17 protein-coding genes are annotated in these 19,256 nt (G+C 70.8%); 6 read left to right on the forward strand and 11 right to left on the reverse strand.

Features of this window, described 5'->3' with window-relative positions; genetic code table 11:
• Positions 1-22: 22 nt before the first annotated feature.
• From JF597_RS29750 to JF597_RS29770, 5 genes are all read right to left on the reverse strand, one after another.
• Entirely contained in the window at positions 23-220 is a 198-nt protein-coding gene (locus JF597_RS29750; RefSeq protein ID WP_294002387.1) for a nucleotide disphospho-sugar-binding domain-containing protein, read from the reverse strand.
• 11 nt (positions 221-231) lie between these two features.
• The gene (locus JF597_RS29755) at positions 232-1,041 is read right to left on the reverse strand and encodes a hypothetical protein (RefSeq protein ID WP_294002389.1); all 810 of its coding nucleotides are present in this window, start codon (positions 1,039-1,041) and stop codon (positions 232-234) included.
• 324 nt (positions 1,042-1,365) lie between these two features.
• Positions 1,366-4,818: a S8 family serine peptidase gene (locus JF597_RS29760; protein ID WP_294002391.1), complete on the reverse strand. Its 3,453-nt coding sequence runs from the start codon at positions 4,816-4,818 to the stop codon at positions 1,366-1,368.
• Positions 4,819-4,875: 57 nt separating this feature from the next.
• Positions 4,876-5,112 (reverse strand): hypothetical protein, encoded by a 237-nt coding sequence (locus tag JF597_RS29765; protein ID WP_294002393.1) that lies wholly within the window; start codon positions 5,110-5,112, stop codon positions 4,876-4,878.
• 495 nt (positions 5,113-5,607) lie between these two features.
• Positions 5,608-6,090 carry an Lrp/AsnC family transcriptional regulator gene (locus tag JF597_RS29770; RefSeq protein WP_294002395.1) on the reverse strand — a complete coding sequence of 161 codons (483 nt, stop codon included), beginning with the start codon at positions 6,088-6,090 and terminating at the stop codon, positions 5,608-5,610.
• A 173-nt stretch (positions 6,091-6,263) separates the two neighbouring features.
• Here JF597_RS29770 and JF597_RS29775 point away from each other — a divergent pair, with 173 nt between their 5' ends.
• Entirely contained in the window at positions 6,264-8,621 is a 2,358-nt protein-coding gene (locus JF597_RS29775; RefSeq protein ID WP_294002443.1) for a pyruvate dehydrogenase, read from the forward strand.
• Here JF597_RS29775 and JF597_RS29780 read toward each other — a convergent pair.
• The 3 genes from JF597_RS29780 to JF597_RS29790 form a co-directional block, all read right to left on the reverse strand.
• On the reverse strand, positions 8,593-9,981 hold the full coding sequence (locus JF597_RS29780; protein ID WP_294002397.1) for an FAD-dependent monooxygenase: 1,389 nt from the start codon (positions 9,979-9,981) through the stop codon (positions 8,593-8,595). The genes JF597_RS29775 and JF597_RS29780 overlap by 29 nt on opposite strands.
• A gap of 153 nt (positions 9,982-10,134) precedes the next feature.
• On the reverse strand, positions 10,135-10,785 hold the full coding sequence (locus tag JF597_RS29785) for a response regulator transcription factor (RefSeq protein ID WP_294002399.1): 651 nt from the start codon (positions 10,783-10,785) through the stop codon (positions 10,135-10,137).
• Positions 10,782-11,948 carry a histidine kinase gene (locus JF597_RS29790; protein WP_294002401.1) on the reverse strand — a complete coding sequence of 389 codons (1,167 nt, stop codon included), beginning with the start codon at positions 11,946-11,948 and terminating at the stop codon, positions 10,782-10,784. Before JF597_RS29790 ends, JF597_RS29785 begins: the two co-directional genes overlap by 4 nt.
• Before the next feature lie 570 nt (positions 11,949-12,518).
• On the opposite strand from JF597_RS29790, the gene JF597_RS29795 reads away from it, so the two are divergent.
• The 3 genes from JF597_RS29795 to JF597_RS29805 all read left to right on the forward strand — a co-directional run bounded on the left by JF597_RS29795 (position 12,519) and on the right by JF597_RS29805 (position 14,974).
• Positions 12,519-13,013: a VanZ family protein gene (locus JF597_RS29795; protein WP_294002403.1), complete on the forward strand. Its 495-nt coding sequence runs from the start codon at positions 12,519-12,521 to the stop codon at positions 13,011-13,013.
• Between the two features lie 78 nt (positions 13,014-13,091).
• Positions 13,092-13,994, forward strand: a complete 903-nt coding sequence (locus JF597_RS29800; RefSeq protein ID WP_294002405.1) for a catalase family peroxidase — start codon at positions 13,092-13,094, stop codon at positions 13,992-13,994.
• 179 nt (positions 13,995-14,173) lie between these two features.
• Positions 14,174-14,974: an enoyl-CoA hydratase/isomerase family protein gene (locus JF597_RS29805; RefSeq protein ID WP_294002407.1), complete on the forward strand. Its 801-nt coding sequence runs from the start codon at positions 14,174-14,176 to the stop codon at positions 14,972-14,974.
• 500 nt (positions 14,975-15,474) lie between these two features.
• Here JF597_RS29805 and JF597_RS29810 read toward each other — a convergent pair whose 3' ends face one another.
• On the reverse strand, positions 15,475-16,293 hold the full coding sequence (locus JF597_RS29810; RefSeq protein ID WP_294002409.1) for an enoyl-CoA hydratase/isomerase family protein: 819 nt from the start codon (positions 16,291-16,293) through the stop codon (positions 15,475-15,477).
• A gap of 140 nt (positions 16,294-16,433) precedes the next feature.
• Here JF597_RS29810 and JF597_RS29815 point away from each other — a divergent pair, with 140 nt between their 5' ends.
• On the forward strand, positions 16,434-16,919 hold the full coding sequence (locus JF597_RS29815; RefSeq protein WP_294002411.1) for a helix-turn-helix domain-containing protein: 486 nt from the start codon (positions 16,434-16,436) through the stop codon (positions 16,917-16,919).
• 14 nt (positions 16,920-16,933) lie between these two features.
• Here JF597_RS29815 and JF597_RS29820 read toward each other — a convergent pair whose 3' ends face one another.
• Positions 16,934-17,638, reverse strand: coding sequence for a response regulator transcription factor (locus JF597_RS29820; RefSeq protein ID WP_294002412.1), 705 nt, complete (start codon positions 17,636-17,638; stop codon positions 16,934-16,936).
• Positions 17,639-17,657: 19 nt separating this feature from the next.
• Positions 17,658-18,833 carry a sensor histidine kinase gene (locus tag JF597_RS29825; RefSeq protein ID WP_294002413.1) on the reverse strand — a complete coding sequence of 392 codons (1,176 nt, stop codon included), beginning with the start codon at positions 18,831-18,833 and terminating at the stop codon, positions 17,658-17,660.
• Positions 18,834-19,002: 169 nt separating this feature from the next.
• Here JF597_RS29825 and JF597_RS29830 point away from each other — a divergent pair, with 169 nt between their 5' ends.
• The gene (locus tag JF597_RS29830) at positions 19,003-19,254 is read left to right on the forward strand and encodes a hypothetical protein (RefSeq protein WP_294002415.1); all 252 of its coding nucleotides are present in this window, start codon (positions 19,003-19,005) and stop codon (positions 19,252-19,254) included.
• The last annotated feature ends 2 nt before the right edge of the window (positions 19,255-19,256 follow it).

Here is a 19,256-nt window from a genome sequence, read left to right on the forward strand (position 1 = left end):
GAGCCCCCCGGCCCAGGAGGCGTCACCCGCCGTCGGCCGCCGCCGTGACGAGCCACTGCGCGACCTGTGCCGTTGTCGGCATTTCGGCTGTCTCGTCACGAATGCGCGAGGCCGCGGCCGTGAAGCCCGGATCGGACAACAGCCTGTGGCCCGCGGCGGCTGTCACCGCGGGATCCTGTTCCCCGGCCGGCAGTGCGATGCCCGCGCCGACCGCCGCCAACCGCTCCGCCTCTAGGGCCTGTCTGGCCTCTCGGGCACCACGCCGGCCGGGACACCATGTGCCGCAGCAGCGAAGGCGAGGTCGGGACCACCGTGGTGCAGCACCGCGGTGACATCGTTCAATTCTTCGGCGGCCGCGGAGCCGCGCACGGGATGTGCCCCGCCCGCCTCCCCGTCGAAAGCGTCGCTCTCCCTCCGGCGTGTGAGTGACAGCCGGGCGGGCGCCGGACCGGGCTCCGCCCGCGTCGCGTCGTGCCGGCGGGCCGCTGCCGGCCACTGCGGGCGCAGGCTCGGCGGGGACAGATGCAGCAGCCGGCGCCCGTCCGACGCCTGCGGGGGAGGCTGGAGTCCGCGGTCCAGGTAACGGGTGCGCACGGTCGCCGTGAGTGCGTCGACTTCGTCCGGCTCCAACGCCGTACCGGTGACCGCCACGACGCAGGGCACCTCACAGGCGCTCGCCACCAGCGGCCCCACCAGGTCGCAGTGCTCGGAGACGATCAGATCGGGCATCCACCGCCCGGCCCGGTCCACTGCTTCGTCGGCCATGAGGTCCACACGCGCACCGGCGAAGTACTCCGCCATGATGTCCGTCGTGGGGCTGAGCAGGATGTCCACGCCGATACGGCGGGCCACCTCAGCGGTCACCTCGTATGTGGTGGGGCCGAAGAACATCAGCTCGAAGCCCTCCTGCTCCAGCCAGGGTGCCGCCTCCGAGGCGGTTGCGAGGGCGACCTCGTGCCCGTACTCACGCAGTGCCCGGGCCAGCGGCAGCAGCGGGGTGAGGCGTTCGGGCAGGGGATTGCTGAAGAAGAGGATGCGCACGGCGGGGACTTTCCTGACTCGACGTCGCCAGAGGCCGCTCTGGCCGGTTTCCGCCCATGACGGACGTCAGGACAGACCGCCCGTATGCCGAAGAGGCGGTGACATCATGAACATACCCACCCTTTAATTGCTCCGTCAAACATCTTGCGGCGACCCGGGATCGTCGCAGAGGTGCCGCCAGGTTGCCGGTGACCGGCGGAGCGGGGCACGCCCCCACACGAAGTCGGCCTTCACCACCCGTGTCCGGGCGGTGTAGGCCGATGTCACGCGCGGCCGGTCAGGGGGTCGAAGACACCCGTGAGCCGTTCCGCGCCGAATGCGGGGTCAGCGCAGGCCGGCGGCTCGGAGCACGGTCTGGCTGACCGTGTTCCCCGCCGTGTCACGTGCACTGGCCCGCAGCGACACGAACGACACCTTCCTCGGTGCGTCCAGCCGGAACCGTCCGTCGGACCCGCCGCTCGCGCGGTGCCAGGTCTTGCCGTCGTCGTAGGACAACTCCAGCGTCACCCGGCCCGGCGAGCCGGCTGCGACGGCTCCGGGCAGGGATTCGGCCTCGGCGGTCAGCGTCGCGTTCCGGTCGGCCCGGCCCGCGGCGTCGGTACTGAGCCCGTAGTCGAGTTGCAGCAGCGGCAGCACGGCCGACGGGGCGTCCACCGGCGCCTGCGAGGTGAAGGTCCAGTCCGTGGTGGTGGTCGACGAGTACGGGCTGTACGCCGCGTCCCGGCTGTTCTCCACTTCCAGGCGGTACGGAAGGCTGCCGGTGGCCGGAGCGTCCGCCTCGACCACCGCACCCGTGCCCTGTGCCAGCTGTGTCTTGCCTTGGTACAGAGTGACCGTCTGCTGGGAGAGGTCGGAATTCATGTCCATGCCGACGTGGTCGCGGCTGCCGTACGCCGGCACGTCGAACGTCAGCGCGTTGCCACTTCGGCTTGGCAGCCGGTAGTTGTCGTTCAGGTAGGGACGCTGGATCGGCTTGAACCACTCCTGGGTCTGGGTGCTGCCCGCCCGGTACGTGGTCCTCGGCTCGATCTCGTAGAGCAGACCGTCGGCGAACGCCTCCTGGCCCCAGGTGTTGGCTCCCGTGGTGGAGACCCAGTCGACGCGCTTGCCGTTCACCGGTGCCCGCTGCATGGTGGTGCCGGCGCCGTAGTTCGAGTAGGCGGGCCAGTCGTAGCGGTACTCACCGCCGGTCACCGTCGGGTCCGACGCGTCGAAGGTGACGTCGACCCGGGCCAGGTTGTCCCGGCCGCCGCGCACGACCAGGTCGGCCGGAATCCGGTTGTGCCAGGTCTGCATCAGGTCGTACACGTATGCCGGCGAGGGCTCGGACGCGACGGCGAGCACGGCCTTTCCGGTGCGGGCCTGCCGGACGAGTTCCTCGCCCTGGTCCATGGTCAGCAACGCCACGTCGACGGCAGCGGGGGTGGTGAAGTCGCTGCCGTACGGACGTAGTTGCCGACCGACCACGTCGTTCTCGACCAGCAGCAGCCTGACCCCGGCCTGTGCGGCCGCCGCCGCCTGGGCCGCGTCGGCGACCGTCTCGTTGCGGCGTACGACCACGGCCTTGCCGCGCACGTTCAGGTTCTTGTAGTCCGAGGCACCTCCGTTGCCCGCGAAGACCACGGGCAGGCTGTAGTGGCCCTTGGGCAGCGGCGTGACAAGCCTCTGCCGCAACACGTCGGTGAAGTCGGTGGACTTGGTGGAGACGCTGAGCGCGGACTGCTGCTTGCGCCAGCGGGCACCGAGGTAGAAGTCGCCGTGGGTGACGTCGTGCGTGGTCGGCTGAGCCCACAGACTGTCGTAATAGGTCTGGGTCTCCATGTAGTCACGGTACGAGGCACCGTCCATCGACCGGAAGTACTCCAGGCGCCGGTAGGTCGTCGCGGTGGGCTGCGGGACCGTCATGTCGACCTGGTGGATCTTGCCCACGTCGAGCGTCACGGTGCGGTCCTGGTCGAGACTGACCTCCGGGTCACCGAGCAGCGCCTCGCCCCTCGAGTGCGGGCCGTGCACACCCTGTACGTCCTTGAAGGACAGCACCGAGTAGATACCGGCGGGCAGATACTCGGAGCCGGTGCCGGAGTCGTCGACGATGAGGAAGTCCGGGTCACTCTCGCCCTGCCTCATGACTTCGACGACGCCCGACATGGGCCGGCCCTGGGCGTCCTTGAAGGTCATGGTCAGTTTGTGGGCCGTGCTGCCCAGCGACACCGCGGTGTGCGCGAGTGCGTCGCCGTCGGCGTCGGCTGCCACGATCTGGCCGGCGAAGTGCCCGTCCGTGGTCGGCGCCGAGCCGTCGATCGAGACGGTGACGCCGGCGGTGCCGTGTGCGGGGACCGTGACGTGGTTCGCGGACAGACCGAACAGGCCCGCCGCGGAGCCGGGAGCGTCGACCGACAGGGTGAGGGTGATCGCCGCGTCGGTGAGGTTGGTGTAGGTCACCGGACGCTCCACCGGGGGCGACTCGGGGTCCGCGGTCCCGGTGGAGGCGGTGGACGTCGCGAAGACCTTCACGCGGGCGGCCGCCGCGACGTCCACCCGGCCGCTGCCGGCCTGGAAGGCGTCGTACGCCGGGGTCCGCAGCGAACTGCTGACCAGCAGGTCCTTGATCTGACTTCCCGTCAGTTCCGGGTGCTGTGCCGCGATCAGCACCGCGGCCCCGGTCACGTGCGGGGCGGCCATGGACGTGCCACTGAGCGTCTGGTAGTAGCCCTGGCCCTCGCCGGCGTACTGGGAACGTGCCGCGAGGACGTCCACACCGGGCGCGGTGATCTCCGGCTTGACCGCGCTGTCGCCGATCCGCGGGCCCTGGCTGGAGAAGATCGCCAGCGCGTCCTTCGAATCGACCGCGCCGACGGTCAGGGCGGCGTCCGCCGCCGCGGGGCCGCCGATGCTCCGCGCCCGGCCGGTGTTGCCGGCCGCGGTCACGAACAGGGCGCCGGTCTGGGCGCTGAGCCGGTCGACGGCCGCACTCAACGGGTCCGTGCCGTCGGACGGCGTGTTGGAGCCGAGGCTCATGTTGATGACCTTGGCGTGCTCGTCGACGGCCGCCCACTCCATGCCGGCCAGGATGTCGGAGTCCTGCCCGGTGCCGCTGTTCGACAGGACCTTGCCGATGTGGAGGCGGGCGCCCGGCGCGACCCCCTTCTCCGTGCCGTCGGAGGCGGCGCCGGTGCCCGCGATGGTGGAGGCGACGTGGGTTCCGTGCCCGTTGTGGTCCTGGACGTCCTCGTCCGGGACGAAGCTGCGGGTGGCGGCTATGCGCCCGGCGAGGTCCGGATGCCCGGTGTCGACGCCGGTGTCCAGGACGGCGACGTCCACACCCTGGCCGGTGTCGCCGCCGGCCCATACCTGGGGGGCACCGATCTGTGCAGCGGTGTCGGCGAGGTCGGCCTTCACCCTGCCGTCGAGCCAGATCCGCGCGATGCCGGCGGCGAACGCCGGCTTCGCGGTGGCGGCGCGTCCCGCGGTGTCCGTGCCGGAGCGGGTGACCGCTGTCCAGAAGCTCTGCGACCGGGACCGGTCCTCGGTCAGGGCGGCGCCGCCGATGCCGTCGAGGCCGCGCACCCGGGTCGCTCCCGGGGGCTGGACGTCGGCCTGCCGGCCGGCGGCGCCCCGCACGTAGGAGACGATCAGCGGGAGTCCGTCGGTGTGCGCGTCGTCGTATCCGTCGGCGACCAGATCGCTGACGTCGAACAGCCGTCGGTCCAGGATGCCTTCGGCGATGTAGGGGACGACGGCATCGGGGTAGACGTAGAGGTCGCCGCCGTTCTCCATGACACGGGCGTCGGCCGTTCCGCCGTCCGGGCCGGTGACGACGACGGTGCCGCCCGTCTAGCCGGGTTGGGTCGGCTGCCGTGTGGTGACGGTGTCACCGGTGATCAGAGTGACCGAGTGGGTTCCGGCCGGAACGTCGGCGGCCGCCGTGCGGGAGGTGCCGGAGCCGGCCGCGGAACGTGCGGAATACGCGGACGGGACGTCCGCCGACGCGATGAGGGAACTGGACAGTGCGAGGAGGGACGCGCTGACGGAGGCCAGAACGCCCCAGCGTCTCGATGGAGTCTTCTTCACATGTTTTCCTGTGGAAACGGAAATCCGTGGACTGTTGTCCGGGATTCGCCTTGGGTTCACCCGGTTGGGTTGGCAGGAGTCTTCCAGTGAACATGTGACCAAGGGTGTGACAATGGCAGTGATCATTCCCACGAAACAGGACCGTCGCCGGACGGTCTATGAGCACAGCGTCCGAGCGCACACCATGCACGAACCAAGGATGAGCAGGTAGAACGCAAGGAGGGCAGCGGTCGGCGCCGTACCGGAGAAGCGCAGAAAAAGACAGGAAGGGCATGGCCGCTAATCGGCACGAAAATCGGCTCCGAGAAAGGAGGACCTATTCAGCTCCTGCTTTTTGGCGAGCGCGCAGAAACGACCGCGCAGTGCTTCACCCCAGGATCGACGGTACAGGACCCTTGTCGGATTGTCTGCCCTTCACCGCACAACACGTCCGGTTCGTATCGCGAAATCCGTTTTATTGCATAGTCAAGCATGAGCTCTTTTCCCGCCGCACTCTCAGCGGCCGTCCGCGGTGCGGCGCAGCAGCGGGGTGAGACGGTGTGGCACCAGCTCCCTCATGGCCAGGGCCGTGGCGGTGCGCTCGATGCCGGGGACGGCCAGGATCCGGCCCGCGACCCGGTACAGGTCCTCCGCGTCCACGGCGACCACCCGCACGAGCAGATCGGTCTCCCCGCTCAGCCCGAAGACCTCGACCACCTCCGCGATACCCGCGAGCGCCTCCGACACCTCCGCCAGCCGGTGCTGGCCCACCCGCGCGGTGACGAACGCCGTCAGCGGGTGGCCCAGCGCCTTCGGGACGATCCGGCGCTCGAAGGATCCGAGCGCGCCGCCCTGCTCCATCCGGGCCAGCCGGGCCTGGACCGTGTTGCGCGACAGCCCCAGCTGTTCCGCCAGCGCGACGACGGTGGCCCGCGGGTCGGCCGTCAGGGCGAGCAGGATCCGGGCGTCCGTGGCATCGAGACTCCGCGCAGTGCTCATGTTGCTCGGTCCGCACCTCTCATCGGCACCGGGTTCTGAGCAGAATGCTCAGTTCGACATACATATCTTGTGCAACCGCAGAGCCGTATGTCTACTGAGGGCGCACAAAGCGAAGTGTCCGAGGCCGTGTGCCGGTGACGGAGGTGTCTGTGGTGACCACTGACCAGAAGCTGATGACGCACGGTGGCGGCCGGGCCCTTGACCGGACCGCGGATCTCGCCGTGCTGGAGGCGGTCGAGCGGCGGCTGCTCTGGCTGTCCACCGCGATCGTCGACCACGCCAACCGGGTACGGCCCAACCCCTCGGGTCTCAAGGTGGGCGGCCACCAGGCGTCGAGCGCCTCGATGACCTCGATCATGACAGCGCTGTGGTTCCACGCGCTGACCGCCCGGGACCGGGTGTCGGTGAAGCCGCACGCCTCCCCGGTGCTGCACGCGATCAACTACCTGCTCGGCGAACTCGACGAGTCCCGGCTGACGACCCTGCGCGCCTTCGGGGGCCTGCAGAGCTATCCCAGCCGGACCAAGGACCCCGACCCGGTCGACTACTCCACCGGCTCGGTCGGCATCGGCGCCACCGCCCCCCTGTGGGGCGCCCTCGCCCGCCGCTACGTCGAGGGCCACTTCGGCGGGGCGGGCACCGGACGCCAGTACTCCCTGCTGGGCGACGCGGAACTGGACGAGGGCGCCGTCTGGGAGGCCGTGCAGGACCCGATGGTGCAGGGCCTCGGCGAGGCGGTGTGGATCGTCGACCTCAACCGGCAGTCCCTGGACCGCGTCGTCCCCGGTATCGCCGCCGACCGGCTCCAGGGCATGTTCGCGGCGGCCGGCTGGCAGGTGATCACGCTCAAGTACGGGAGGCTGCTGGAGGAGCTGTTCACCCGGCCGGGCGGCGAGGCCCTGCGTGCCCGTATCGACTCCATGGGCAACCCCGAGTACCAGCGCCTGCTGCGCTGCTCGGCCGACGAGCTGCGCGATCGCCTGCCCGGCACCGGTTCGACGGCCGGACCGGTCGCGGGTCTGATCGCGTCCCTGGACGACAGCTCCCTGCTGGCCGCGCTGCGCAACCTGGGCGGTCATGACATCGGGGCGCTGACGGAGGCGTTCGACAGCGTCGACGACGCCTGCCCCACGGTCATCTTCGCGTACACGGTCAAGGGTCACGGGCTGCCCACCCAGGGCCACCCGCAGAACCACTCCTCCCTGCTGACCGCCGACCAGATGTCAGCGCTGGCGGACCGACTGGGCACCGACCTCGACCACCCCTGGCAGGCCTTCGCCCCCGGGTCGCCGGAAGCGGCGCTGTGCGCGGCGGCCTCCGCGCGGCTGCACCGCCCCGCACACGTGCCGCAGGAACCCCCGGCGATCCCCGCCGACCTCGGCCGTCCGGCCCCCACGGGTACCGGCAACACGCAGCAGGCTCTGGGCAGGGTCCTGCTGGACCTCACCCGCCGGGCTCCCGGGGCGGCGAGCCGGATCGTCACCGTCAGCCCCGATGTCAGCTCGTCCACGAACCTCGGGGGCTGGCTCAACAAGGTCGGCGTGTGGTCGCCGACGGAGCGCCCTGACTGGTTCGCCGACGACTCCGAGACGCTCCTGCACTGGCAGGAGCGGCCGACCGGCCAACACGTGGAACTGGGCATCGCGGAGACGAACCTGGTCGGCGTGCTGGGTGAGCTGGGCGCCACCTGGAGCCGCTGGGGACAGCCGCTGCTGCCGATCGGCGTGGTTTACGACCCCTTCGTCAACAGGGCCCTGGAACCCTGGTCGTTCGGGATCTACGCCGGCGGCCAGTCGATCCTGGTCGGCACGCCGTCCGGGGTCACGCTGGCCCCCGAGGGCGGCGCGCACCAGTCGATCACCACGCCGTCGCTGGGCATCGAGCAGCCCGGCTGCGTCACCTACGAGCCCGCCTTCGCCGTCGACACGGAATGGTGTCTGCTGGCGGCGCTCGGCAATCTCGGCCGCCCGGACGGGAGTTCGGCCTACCTGAGGCTCTCCACCCGTCCCGTCGACCAGTCCCTGGCCGCCGTGCCCGGGGACCCGGCCGCCCGGGAACGCCGACGGCGGCAGGTGACCGCCGGGGCCTACCGGATGCGCCGGCACGACAAGCCCGTGGTGACCATCGCCGCGATGGGAGCGGTGATGACCGAGGCGCTCGCCGCCGCCGACCGGCTCGCCGCCCTCGGCCACCAGGCCGACGTCGTGTGCGTGACCAGCCCGGACCTGCTCTTCCGCGCACTCCAGGCCCGTCGTGGCCTGGCGGACAGCCCGAGCTGGATCCTCGACCAGGTCTTCCCCGCCGACCGGGCCACCCCGCTCGTCACCCTGCTGGACGGTCATCCGCACACGCTGGCGTTCCTCGGCACGATCCGCAACACGCCCGTCACCACACTCGGAGTGACCGCGTTCGGCCAGTCCGGCTCGATCGAGGACGTCTACCGTCACCACGGCATCGACACGTCCGGTGTGGTCGCCGCCGCCGGCTGTGGGACGTCCCCGGTCAGGACGCCGTGTCCGCCGACTTGTTGACGTCGATCGCCCGCTCCAGCAGCGCCGGGTCGGCCAGCGTCCCCGGGTGGGCGCGCATGTACGCCACCGCCTTGAAGGCGTCGGCGACGGTCTCGTCCGTCAGAGAGGCCTGCATCAGCTGCCCCATCGCCCACTGCTGCTGCGACGCCTCCTCGTCCTGCGCCGGCTCCGCGTCGCCCACGCCGCTTCCGGCGGAGGGTCCCCACAGGGCGTCCGTGGCCACCTTCAGCAGGTCGAAGTACCAGGCCGCCGGGAGGCCCAGGTCGGGTTCACCGGTCAGGTAGGCGGAGAGACAGGACGCGTGCAGCGCGGCCGACGACATGCCCTGGCCGAACGTGGCGTTGAGCGAGGCCACCGCGTCGCCGACGCTGACCAGACGGGCCGGGTAGTGCGCCAGCCCCACGAAGTCACGGCGCCGGTTGTCCGCCTGCCGGAAGTTCAGGACCTCGCGGGTGACGGCTCCGCCGACGGCCTTGCCGAAGGCGGGCGGCAGTTCGTCGCACAGCGACCGGAACTCCTCCAGCGTCCTGGGCGGCTGATGCCCGCCGTGGACGATCAGGCCGACCATCCACTGGTTGTCCTCGATCGGGATGAGCAGGCCCGCGGTCAGGCCGCGCGGTCCCGGCTGTGCCGGGAACATGGTGCCGGTGAACGCCGGTGGCGCCGCGTCAGGTCCGGTGGCGCGCTCGAACATGGCGGTCGCGTAGTGGATGCCCGTCGGCACCCGGTGCAGGGGCGGCCTGCTGTAACCCGCCTGCTCGACCCAGTCCGGAAGCCTGCTGGCACGTCCCATCGCGTCGACCACGAAGTCGACACGCACGGCTTCTTCCTCGACGCCGTCCACCACGAAGCGCACCGCACTGACGGCACCGTTGTCGTACTCCAGCGCCGTCGCCTGCGCGGTGACCTTCCGCACGTTGGGCAGAGCGAGCACGCGGTTGCGGACGGCGAACTCCAGCAACGGCCGGCTGCAGTTGAGGGTGTGCACGTCGCGGCTGGGCAGCTGCTCAATGCCGTCGATGTACATGACCGACCGGTCCGGCGCGAGGGAGACGGCGCCCAGACCCTTCAGCTCTCCGGTGATGCCGGGCAGCCAGCGCTCCAGCTGGTCTACCCCGCCCGGAAGTATGCCGTGCACCTGGCGGTCCTGCGGCACTCCGTCGCGGGGCAGCCCCTGCGGGTCGGTGCGGTCACGCTCGATGATCACCACGCGGCGGGAGTGGTCCGCGAGCACCCTCGCGGCCAGCAGTCCGGCGATACTGCCACCCAGCACACATGCGGTGTCGAACAGGACGGGTGTGCGCTCGGGGGGCCGCACCTGGACAAGTCTGTCGAAGACGTCGACAGGCGACTCGGTCACAGATTCTCCTCGGGTATGTGGTGACCACGTCACCACCAGATGGTCCGCTGCTGCGTGAGCGGCTCCGGCCGCCGGCCGGCACGGAGAGGCACGGGGCGGCACACACCCATATTACTTGTCGCGTAAAGCAAATTCCAGATACGTATCACTGTGTCACCGGTCGAGCAGGCCGGCCTCCCAGACCCAGGCGGCGATCTCCACACGATTGCGGGTGGCGAGTTTGGACTGCACGTTGGCGAGATGCGTCTTGACCGTACCCACCGAGATGAACAACGCGGCGGCGATCTCCGCGTTGGTCAGCCCTCGGGCCACCAGACGGACGAGTTCCAGCTCGCGGGCCGACAGCACGCTCCGCGCCGACTCGGAACCGTTCCTGCGAGGCTTCAGGTCCTTGAGCAGCCGCACCGTGACGGAGGGGCTGACCAGCGCCTCACCCGAGGCGGCCGCCCGGATCGCCTCGACCAGCAGGGCGGGTCCGGAGTCCTTGACGAGGAATCCGCAGGCCCCGTCGCGCAGGGCCTGGTGCACGTATTCGTCGTCGTCGAACGTCGTGGCGATGACGACCTTCGGCGGATCGGCCGCCCCCGGGCGGGTCAGCCGGCGCAGCGCTTCCAGTCCGTCGAGTCGGGGCATGCGAATGTCCATCAGTACGACGTCGGGGCGCAGGCGTTCGGCGAGTTCCACTGCCTGCACCCCGTCCGCCGCTTCGGCGACGATCTCGATGTCGTCCTCGGCCGACAGCAGCATGGCGAATCCCGCACGCACCATCGCCTGGTCGTCGGCGATCAGCACACGGATGGTCATGAGACCGCCCGCACCCTGGCAGGGGCCGACGGAAGCGTGGCCTCGACACTCCAGCCTCCGCCCGGCCGGGGGCCGGCGTGGACGTGGCCGCCGATGAGGGCGACACGTTCGGTCAGGCCCTTCAGCCCGAAGCCGCTCCCGGAGTGGTGGCGCACGCCACGGGCCCGTCCGTCATCGCTGACACGGACAGTGAGGCCGCCATTGGCGGCGCGGGCCGCCTGGACGAGGACCTCCGTGGACCGGTGGGAGTGTTTGCGCACGTTGGTCAACGCCTCCATCACCACACGGTGGGCGGTGGTGGAAACCTGAAGAGGCAGGTCGTCGAAGGTGCCTTCCATCTCGAGCCGGGCCCGCGGACCGCCGACCGCGGCGAAGCCGTCCACGAGCGTGCGCACGTCGGCGATTCCCGCCAGCGGTGTGAGGGCCGGGCCCCGCTCCCTCTCACCGGGGTCACGCAGCATTCCCACCATGTGCCGCATGGACGCCAACGCCTCGGCTCCCGCCTGCTCGATGCGCTTGAGCGAGGGACCGACGAGTTCGGGCCGCCGCTCCGCGATCGCCAGCGTTCCCTGAGCCTGGACGACGATGCCGGTCACATGGTGGGCGACGAAGTCGTGCAGGTCCCGGGCGAACTCGGTGCGCTGTTCCTGACGCAGTGCCTGCGCCTGACGGCGCCGGTCCGCTCTCACCAGACGCCAGGCGGCACCGACGCCGGACACCGCCGTCGACCCCATGGCGAGGAAGAGCGCGACGGTGACGGTGAGTTCCTCCGCGCCGACCGCGACCGGGCGCAGCACGACCGCGGTCCACAGCAGCGGGGGAACGGCCCACGACACCCACCACCGCCGGGCGCGCACGGGTACGAGCAGCAACAGCCACAGCAGCGCCGCCGGTTCGGACAAACCCAGCGCCGTGCCCGGATCGGTGTCGCCGCCGGCTCCGGCGTACAACACGACCGAGACCGCCAGTGACGCGATCCCGATGAGGCCGGCGACCGACGGAAGTGTCCTGCCCCCCAGCCACGGGGAGGCGAGAACGGCGCACACCGCGAGCAGGGCCACACCGAGCTTCGCGAGGCGGGCTCCCTCGGGTGCGAGCAGATCGGCCTGCCAGTCGAACAGCAGCGCCCAGCCGAGTATCGCGGTCCATGCGGCCCAGGCCACCCACGGCAGTGCACGCTGCACACGTGTCGTCGCACGCCGCGGTGTGCTGTTCGCCGTTTCGGAACCCGGCGCCGGCCGCGGTCGGCCTGTGCGCCACGGAATCCGAATCACTCGGCGGACAAAGGCAGTCATGGCGCCCGATGGGCTTCTGCGGTCCATCACACCAGGAGCATGCCATGAACCCGCGAGCACGTGCCTCGGTCCGGTGGGCGCCCACCGCGGTCGGCCGAAAGGAGTAGTGGCGGCCGTGGAACCGGCCGTTCGCCGGATCCGGCGGCGGGGACTGCTGCGGCAGGGTCATGGACACCGGAGAGGGTCCGCCGTCGCACTCGCGTGGATCCCCAACGGTCAGATGCGTTCAGGCCGACTTCACCACCCTGTCCCACGCCCAGTACGGGCCGCCGGACACCAACCCGAGGAATTCACGTCATGGGCGATGTCAACTACCGGTTCGAGGCAATCCCGGTCCTCGGTCCCCTTCTCTGCCTGGTCTTCGCCTTCCTCGCTGTACAGGCGATCCGCGCAAGGGCCGGGGCGGGATGGGGGTGGAGATTCGTTCCCCTCCGGTTCGTGACCGCGTTGTACCTGGCCGGCGTCATCGGATTCACGTTCTTCCCCTTCCAGATCATGTACGGCAGATACGCCGACGACATCGACTGGACCAACCAGATCAACTGGTACCTGCTGGTGACACTCGACCCGAGCGCCGTACCCAACATCGTGATGACAGTTCCGCTGGGAATACTGCTCCCGCTGCTGTCGGGCCGCGTCACCTCCTGGCGGCGTGCCGCCGTCTACGGTGCCGTCTTCAGCATCACGATCGAGGTCTCGCAGGTGCTGGGCTGTGTGCTCTTCAACAACTACCGAGGGGCCGACGTCAATGACGTACTCGTCAACACCCTTGGCTGTGTGATCGGGTACGGCATCGTCCGGTGGGCCCTGACGACGCGCTTCCCCGGCGACCTGCTGCGGCGCCTGGCGCTGCCCGCCTCCGCCGCGGCAAGGGCAGGACAGCACACCGTGACCCCGGCTGCCGACAGCGGGAGTGCCGCCAGGGTGCGGTGAGGCAAACGTATGAGCAAGTTCGGCGGTGACTACACTCCGGCGGCCATGGACCTTCACAACCCAACCCCTCTGGCCGTCATGGCAGTCGACACCATCGAGAGCGTCAGCGGCACCTACCCGGGACATCGCCGCGTGCATGCCCGAGGTATGTGTTTCGATGCCACCTTCACTCCGTCCGGCGAGGCCGCTTCCCTCACGACGGCCACCCACCTCCAGGCGGATCCGGTTCCTGCCGTCGTACGTTTCTCGAACTCGAACACCAACCCGACCGTGCCCGACGGGATCAGGGCCGGCCGTGGGCTCGCCGTGCGCTTCCTGCTCCCGGACGGCACGGACACCGATCTCGTCTCCGTCAACATCCCGGTGTTCTTCGCGGCCACCCCCCAAGAGTTCCTGGAGCTGCTCGGCGCCCTGCAGAAGGACCCCGTCACGGGGGCACCCGACCCGGCGAAGGTCGCGGCGTACGTCGCGGCACACCCGACGGCGGCCCGCGGGCTGCAGGAGGCCGGCCGAATGCCCATTCCCGTCGGATACGGGACCGCCCGCTACTGGGCCATCCACGCCTTCTTCTGGGTCGACGCCCAGGGCGGGCGCCGCGCGGTCCGTTACCGCTGGGAGCCGGACGCGGGGCTGCGGGAGTTGTCGGAGGAGGCCGCGGCCGGCAAGGACGCCGAGTACCTGGCGCGGGAACTGGTCGAACGCCTTGCCGACGGCCCCGTGGGCTTCACGCTCCGCGTCCAGCTCGGCCAGGACGGCGACCCCACGGACGACCCGACCAAACCCTGGCCGGCCGACCGCCCGGAGATCGTCGCGGGGCACCTGCGGATCACCGGCCCGGTCGCGGACCAGGAGCACTGGGCGGAACAGGTCTACGACCCCACCCGGATCACGCCGGGTGTCGAACTCTCCGACGACCCGGTCCTGGCCTTCCGCAGCCAGGCCTACGCCGTCTCCCACGAGCGCCGGGCGGCCCACCGCTGAGGGCGCCGGGGCCGTGACCGGCGGCGGGATCCGGCAGTACGTCGGCCGCCCCTCGGTGGGAGTCGGTGGGGCACAGCGATGCCCCGCCACGGGGAGGGGCGACACGCAGTGGCTCCGGGTCTCCACCGCGCACCTATCGTGCCCGGAATCATATGGAATGCCACCGTACGATGCCGATCATGGCCACATCTCTCCCCCTCAGGATCGTCCGGCGCTCACCGTCGTACTGGCGCGTGACGTTCGACAGCCCCCCGATCAACCTGGTGACCTACGAGGTCTTCGCGGCACTCGGCGACCTCGTCGACCGGATGGAGGCGGACGAAGACCTGAAGGTGGTGGTCTTCGACAGCGCGGATCCGGTTTTCTTTCTGGCGCACTTCGACATGCTGCCGCCCGAGGTGCCCTACACCGGGCCCACCTGGCGCGACACCACCACCCGCATGGCCCGGTCCGCTGTCATCAGCATCGCCTCCGTCCGCGGCCGGGCACGCGGGGTGGGCTGTGAGTTCACGCTCGCCTGCGACATGCGCTTCGCCAGCCTGGAGAACGCCGTGCTGGGGCAGCCGGAGGTGGGCGCCGGTGTGACGCCCGGCGGCGGAGCCACGGAACGGCTGCCCCGGCTGGTCGGACGGGGGCGCGCGCTGGAGATCATCACCGGGGCCGACGACTTCGACGCCGCGACGGCGGAGCGGTACGGCTGGATCAACCGCGCACTGCCCGATGCCGAGCTGGACGCCTATGTGGACCGCCTCGCCACCCGCATCGCCTCGTTCGACCACAAGCCGCTGTCCGAGGTGAAGGCGCTGGTCAACCGGTCCACCCTGCCGTCCGACGCGGACCTGGAAGCCGGCCAGAACACCTTCCGCGCCTCGCAGACCTGGCCGGAGGCGCACACCAGGATCGGCCGGCTCATGGAGCGGGGCATGCAGCAGCGCGGTGAACTCGAACTCCGCCTGGGCGAGCACATCGCCGAGCAGTAGGACCCGGCCACGGCGCCGTGGCCGGGGTCAGGACGAGAGGTGGCGCGCGAACCAGTCGACGGCCGCCCTGCCGGCCGTGGCGAACTCCTCCAGATAGGGCGAGAAGTGTCCGCCCGGCACGGCGCCAGTCGGCGATCTGCCGCCACGGGTCGACGTCCTGGCGTGGCGTGCCGCCGCTGGATCCGAAGGTGCGATGGTCGTGGGCCAGTACGACGAAGCCCGCCTCCGAAGGCCCTGGCGAAGGGCTCCGGTCGCTGGTCCTCGATGCCGCCGAACCCGCTGGTCATGGTGATGGCCGGTCGTGGCGTCGGGGGTCCGTCCGGCACGAGGAGCCGGCCGCCCAGCGTGGCTCCTCGGCGGGTGTCTCCCCGTCGGTACGGGTGAACGTCATCGCATACGCCTTTCCCGGGCAGTCGAAGAAAACGGGGCCCTCGGCTCCGGTCCGAAGGCCCCGCGTCGGTTCCGGGCGGTGTCCGTGCCCGAGCGGCCGTCCGTGGCGGCTACTCGGCCAGCCGGCGCCCGAGGTCGAGTTCCACACCGTCGGGCTTCTGGAGCCCGCGCTCGAACAGGGAGCGCACGCGGTGGGCGTTCTCGGGGCGCCCCGCGGACTTGAAGTAGGCCATGAGGCTGGCGCCGTGGGATTCCTCCGTCGGCAGGGACTCGGCGTCCACCAGGGCCTTGGTCTGGGCGACGGCCGACTTGTCGAAGCCGGCGATGCGGCGGGCGAAGGCGTCGACGAACCGCTCCAGCTCGCCTTCCGGGAGAACACGGTTCACGTAGCCGTACTCGGCCGCGAGGTCGGCGGGGAAGTCGTCGCCGCCCAGCAGGATCTCCAGGGCGCGGCCCCGGCCCACCAGGCGGGGCAGCCGGCCGCTGGGGTTTCCGCCGGGAACCGATCCGACACCCACCTCGAACTGACCGAGGACGGCGTTCGGGCCGGCGAACCGGATGTCCGTCGCCAGCACGAACTCGCTGCCGCCGCCCCGGGCACGGCCGTTGATCTCGCTGATGGTGACGGCGGGCACCTTGGCCAGGCGGTACATGTTGTCGGCGTACGGGTGCAGCCCCGAGGCCGCCGGCTTCATGGCGGCCACGCGGGAGCGGTCCGACAGGAAGTCCCAGTGCGCCATGAAGAAGTCCGGGTTGACACTGCGGAAGACGACGGCGGTCAGCTCCGGGGCCTGCTCGATGCGGGTGACCAGCTCCGCGAGCTGCTCGACGGTGTCGGGGTCGATCAGGTTGACCTCCCCGTTGGAGAAGGTGATCCGCCAGTAGGACGGGCTGACCTCTTCGACGGCGAACTGCTCATGGCTGCTCATGCGGGATTGCTCCTTGCGATGACGAAGTGCGTTTCCGGTGCTGAGCGTCGACGACGTCCGCCGGACGGCACAGATGCTGAAACCTGTTTTCCAACTTAGCATCTGAATTGGAAAAACCATCTCAGGGATAGACTGGTCGTATGACGAACAGGAGCCCTCACCTCGGCGCGGAGGGGACACGTTGCTCGATCGGCCGCGCCCTGGAGGTGTTCGGCGACCGGTGGAGCCTGCTGATACTGCGCGAGGCGCTCCAGGGAGCCACCCGCTTCTCCGACTTCAGAGACCGCCTGCAGGTGGCGAGTGACGTCCTCACCCACCGGCTCGGCACCCTGGTCGACGGCGGGGTGCTGGACAGACTCCCCTACCAGGAGGCGGGCAGCCGCACCCGGATGGCCTACCGCCTGACCCCTGCCGGACAGGACCTCATGGTGGTCTTCGGCGCCCTCCAGCAGTGGGGCGACCAGTACTGTCCCCACCCCGACGGGCCGCTCGTCGGCCGGGTCAGCCGCACCGACGGCCAAGCCCTGCACGTCGCCTTCGTCGACGAGCAGGGCCACGAGACTCCGCTGCGGGACGTCGACCTCGGCGGCCCGGTCGACGCCTCTGCCGCCCGCCGCGGAACCTGACGGGCCGGCAGCGGTCAGATCAGGCCGGCCCGGTAGACCAGCAGGGCGATCTGGACGCGGTTGTTCAGTTCGAGCTTGGCCAGGATGTGGGAGACATGCGCCTTGACCGTCGGGATGCTCAGATACATCTCGGCGGCGATCTGCGCGTTCGTCTTCCCCTCAGCGACGGCGAGGGACACCTCGTGCTCCCGGGCGCCCAGCCGTCCGAGCAGTTCCCGTGCGTCGTGGACGTCCTGGCCGCCCGGTCCGGTTGCCCCGCGGGCCCCGGTGGCGCCCGGTGCCGCCCGGTCCTCGTCGGGAGACACGGCGACGGTGTCGACGAGCTGGCGCAGGGCGTCCGGGGAGAACACCGGCTCCCCGGAGGCCGCCTTGCGCAGTGCGGCTACGAGGTCCTGCGGCTGGGTGTGCTTGAGGAGAAACCCTCCTGCGCCCGCCTGCAGGGCACGCAGGACGTAACCGTCGGTGGCGAGCGTGGTGAGCATGATGATCTCGGGGGGCTCCGCGCGGGCCCGCAGGACACGGGTGGCCTCGATGCCGTCCATGAGCGGCATGCGGATGTCCATGAGGACCAGGTCCGGGCCGTGGCGGTCGACGAGGGCCGACACCTCGGCGCCGTCGGACGCCTCGGCGACGACCGTGATGTCCTCGGCCGCCCCCAGCATCAGGCGCAGTCCCGCGCGGACCAGGGGATCGTCGTCGGCCAGCAGTACGCGGATCATGCCGACCACCGTACGGTGATCACGCGGTCCACGGCAGCCAGGCCGTCACCCGGTACCGACCGCCGGTGCGGCTGTGCTCGAAGGTGCCGCCCGCCAGCGCGACCCGCTCGGACATGCCGATCAGCCCTTGTCCCGCCCCGGGCGGCGCGTCGGTGGGCGGGGCCGCGGGCAGACCGTTGGTCACGTCCAGGGTGAGGCCGTCGCGCGGCGTGCCGGCCAGCGAGAGGTGTACGGCCTCGCCCGGGGCGTGCTTACGGGCGTTCGTGAGCGCTTCCTGCACGATCCGGTAGACGGTACGGCTGGTGAAGTCGCTCAGCGAGTCCGCGTCCGTGAGATCGACCTCCACCTCGACACGTGTCCCCGCCTCCCGGTTCTCCTCGATCAGACGCGTCAGGTCGCGCAGGGTGGGCTGAGGCGGTTCGGTCCTGGTGGCGGCCCCCGGGTCCAGGGGCGTGCGCAGCACGCCGAGAACGTGCTGAAGGTCCTCCAGGGCCCGCGCGGCGCTGTCCCGGATCACGGCGGCGGCCTCCCGGACCTGCTCGGGCGGGGCGTGGGGATGGAACTCCAGGGCGCCCGCGTGGACACTCAGCAGGGACAGCCGGTGGGCCAGGACGTCGTGCATCTCCCGGGCGATCGCCTCACGTTCCCGTCGGCGGGCCCGCTCGGCGCGCAGCGCGGACTCGCTCTCGGCGCGCACGGCCCGTTCCCGGAGGGCGCGCACGAACAGACCCCAGCCCACGGCGCCCCCCACGAGCAGGGCCCCGGTCACGGCCGAGGCCACCTCGGCGGACTGGAACGACCAGCGTGTCACCAGGTAGAGCAGGACGGGAAGCAGCGCGAACGCCGTCACCCAGCGGGTGGTGGCGACCGGGCAGCGGGCCGCCACGGTGAACAGGGCGATGGCCACGGCCGGGATGACGGGCACGAAGGCGCACATCACCACCAGGACCAGGGCGACCGGCACCGGCCATCGGCGCCGCCACCCAAGCAGCAGGCAGCCCGCCGCAGGCAGGAGCAGACCGCGCAGCCCGAAGGACAGACCGGGCAGGAACACGCTGGTGAACACCCGGGGGTACAGCCACAAGCCCCTGTCGCTCGCGACGACGGTGCTGGCCGTCAGTACCGCGGCGGCGGCCACGACCGCCAGATCGCGCCACCCAACACGCCGGTCGCCGGCCGTCCTCTTCTGACTCACGTCCAGAGAACCTACGTCGCCGCGACCGTCCGGAGCGAGCATCCCGGCCCCGGCGCGCAACTTGCCTACCAAGGTATGAGTACCGACGGCGGCCGCGACTTTGGTCACCGGTGAAGTGCCGACTTTCCGCCGAAGCGAGCGCCCCGTCCGGCCCCCTAACGTCGCAGCCATGAACGGATCCCCATACCTGAACACCGTCCCCCTCCGTCACCCGCGGCGGCTCGCCGCCAGCCTGCTCGGCACGGCGCTCCTCCTCCTGGGCGGTGTGCACCTGGCCGAACGGCTTGTCGCGCACCTCACCCTGTGGAGCGGCGCCGTCCCCGTTCCGGGCCTGCTCCACCTGGCGCTGGCCGCCGCGGGCGCGGTCACCCTGGCCCTGGTGCTACGCCACCGTCACGGCACGCACCCGCAGAACCGATGATC

The sequence above is a fragment of the Streptomyces sp. genome (assembly GCF_019510245.1).
GTDB lineage: Bacteria > Actinomycetota > Actinomycetes > Streptomycetales > Streptomycetaceae > Streptomyces.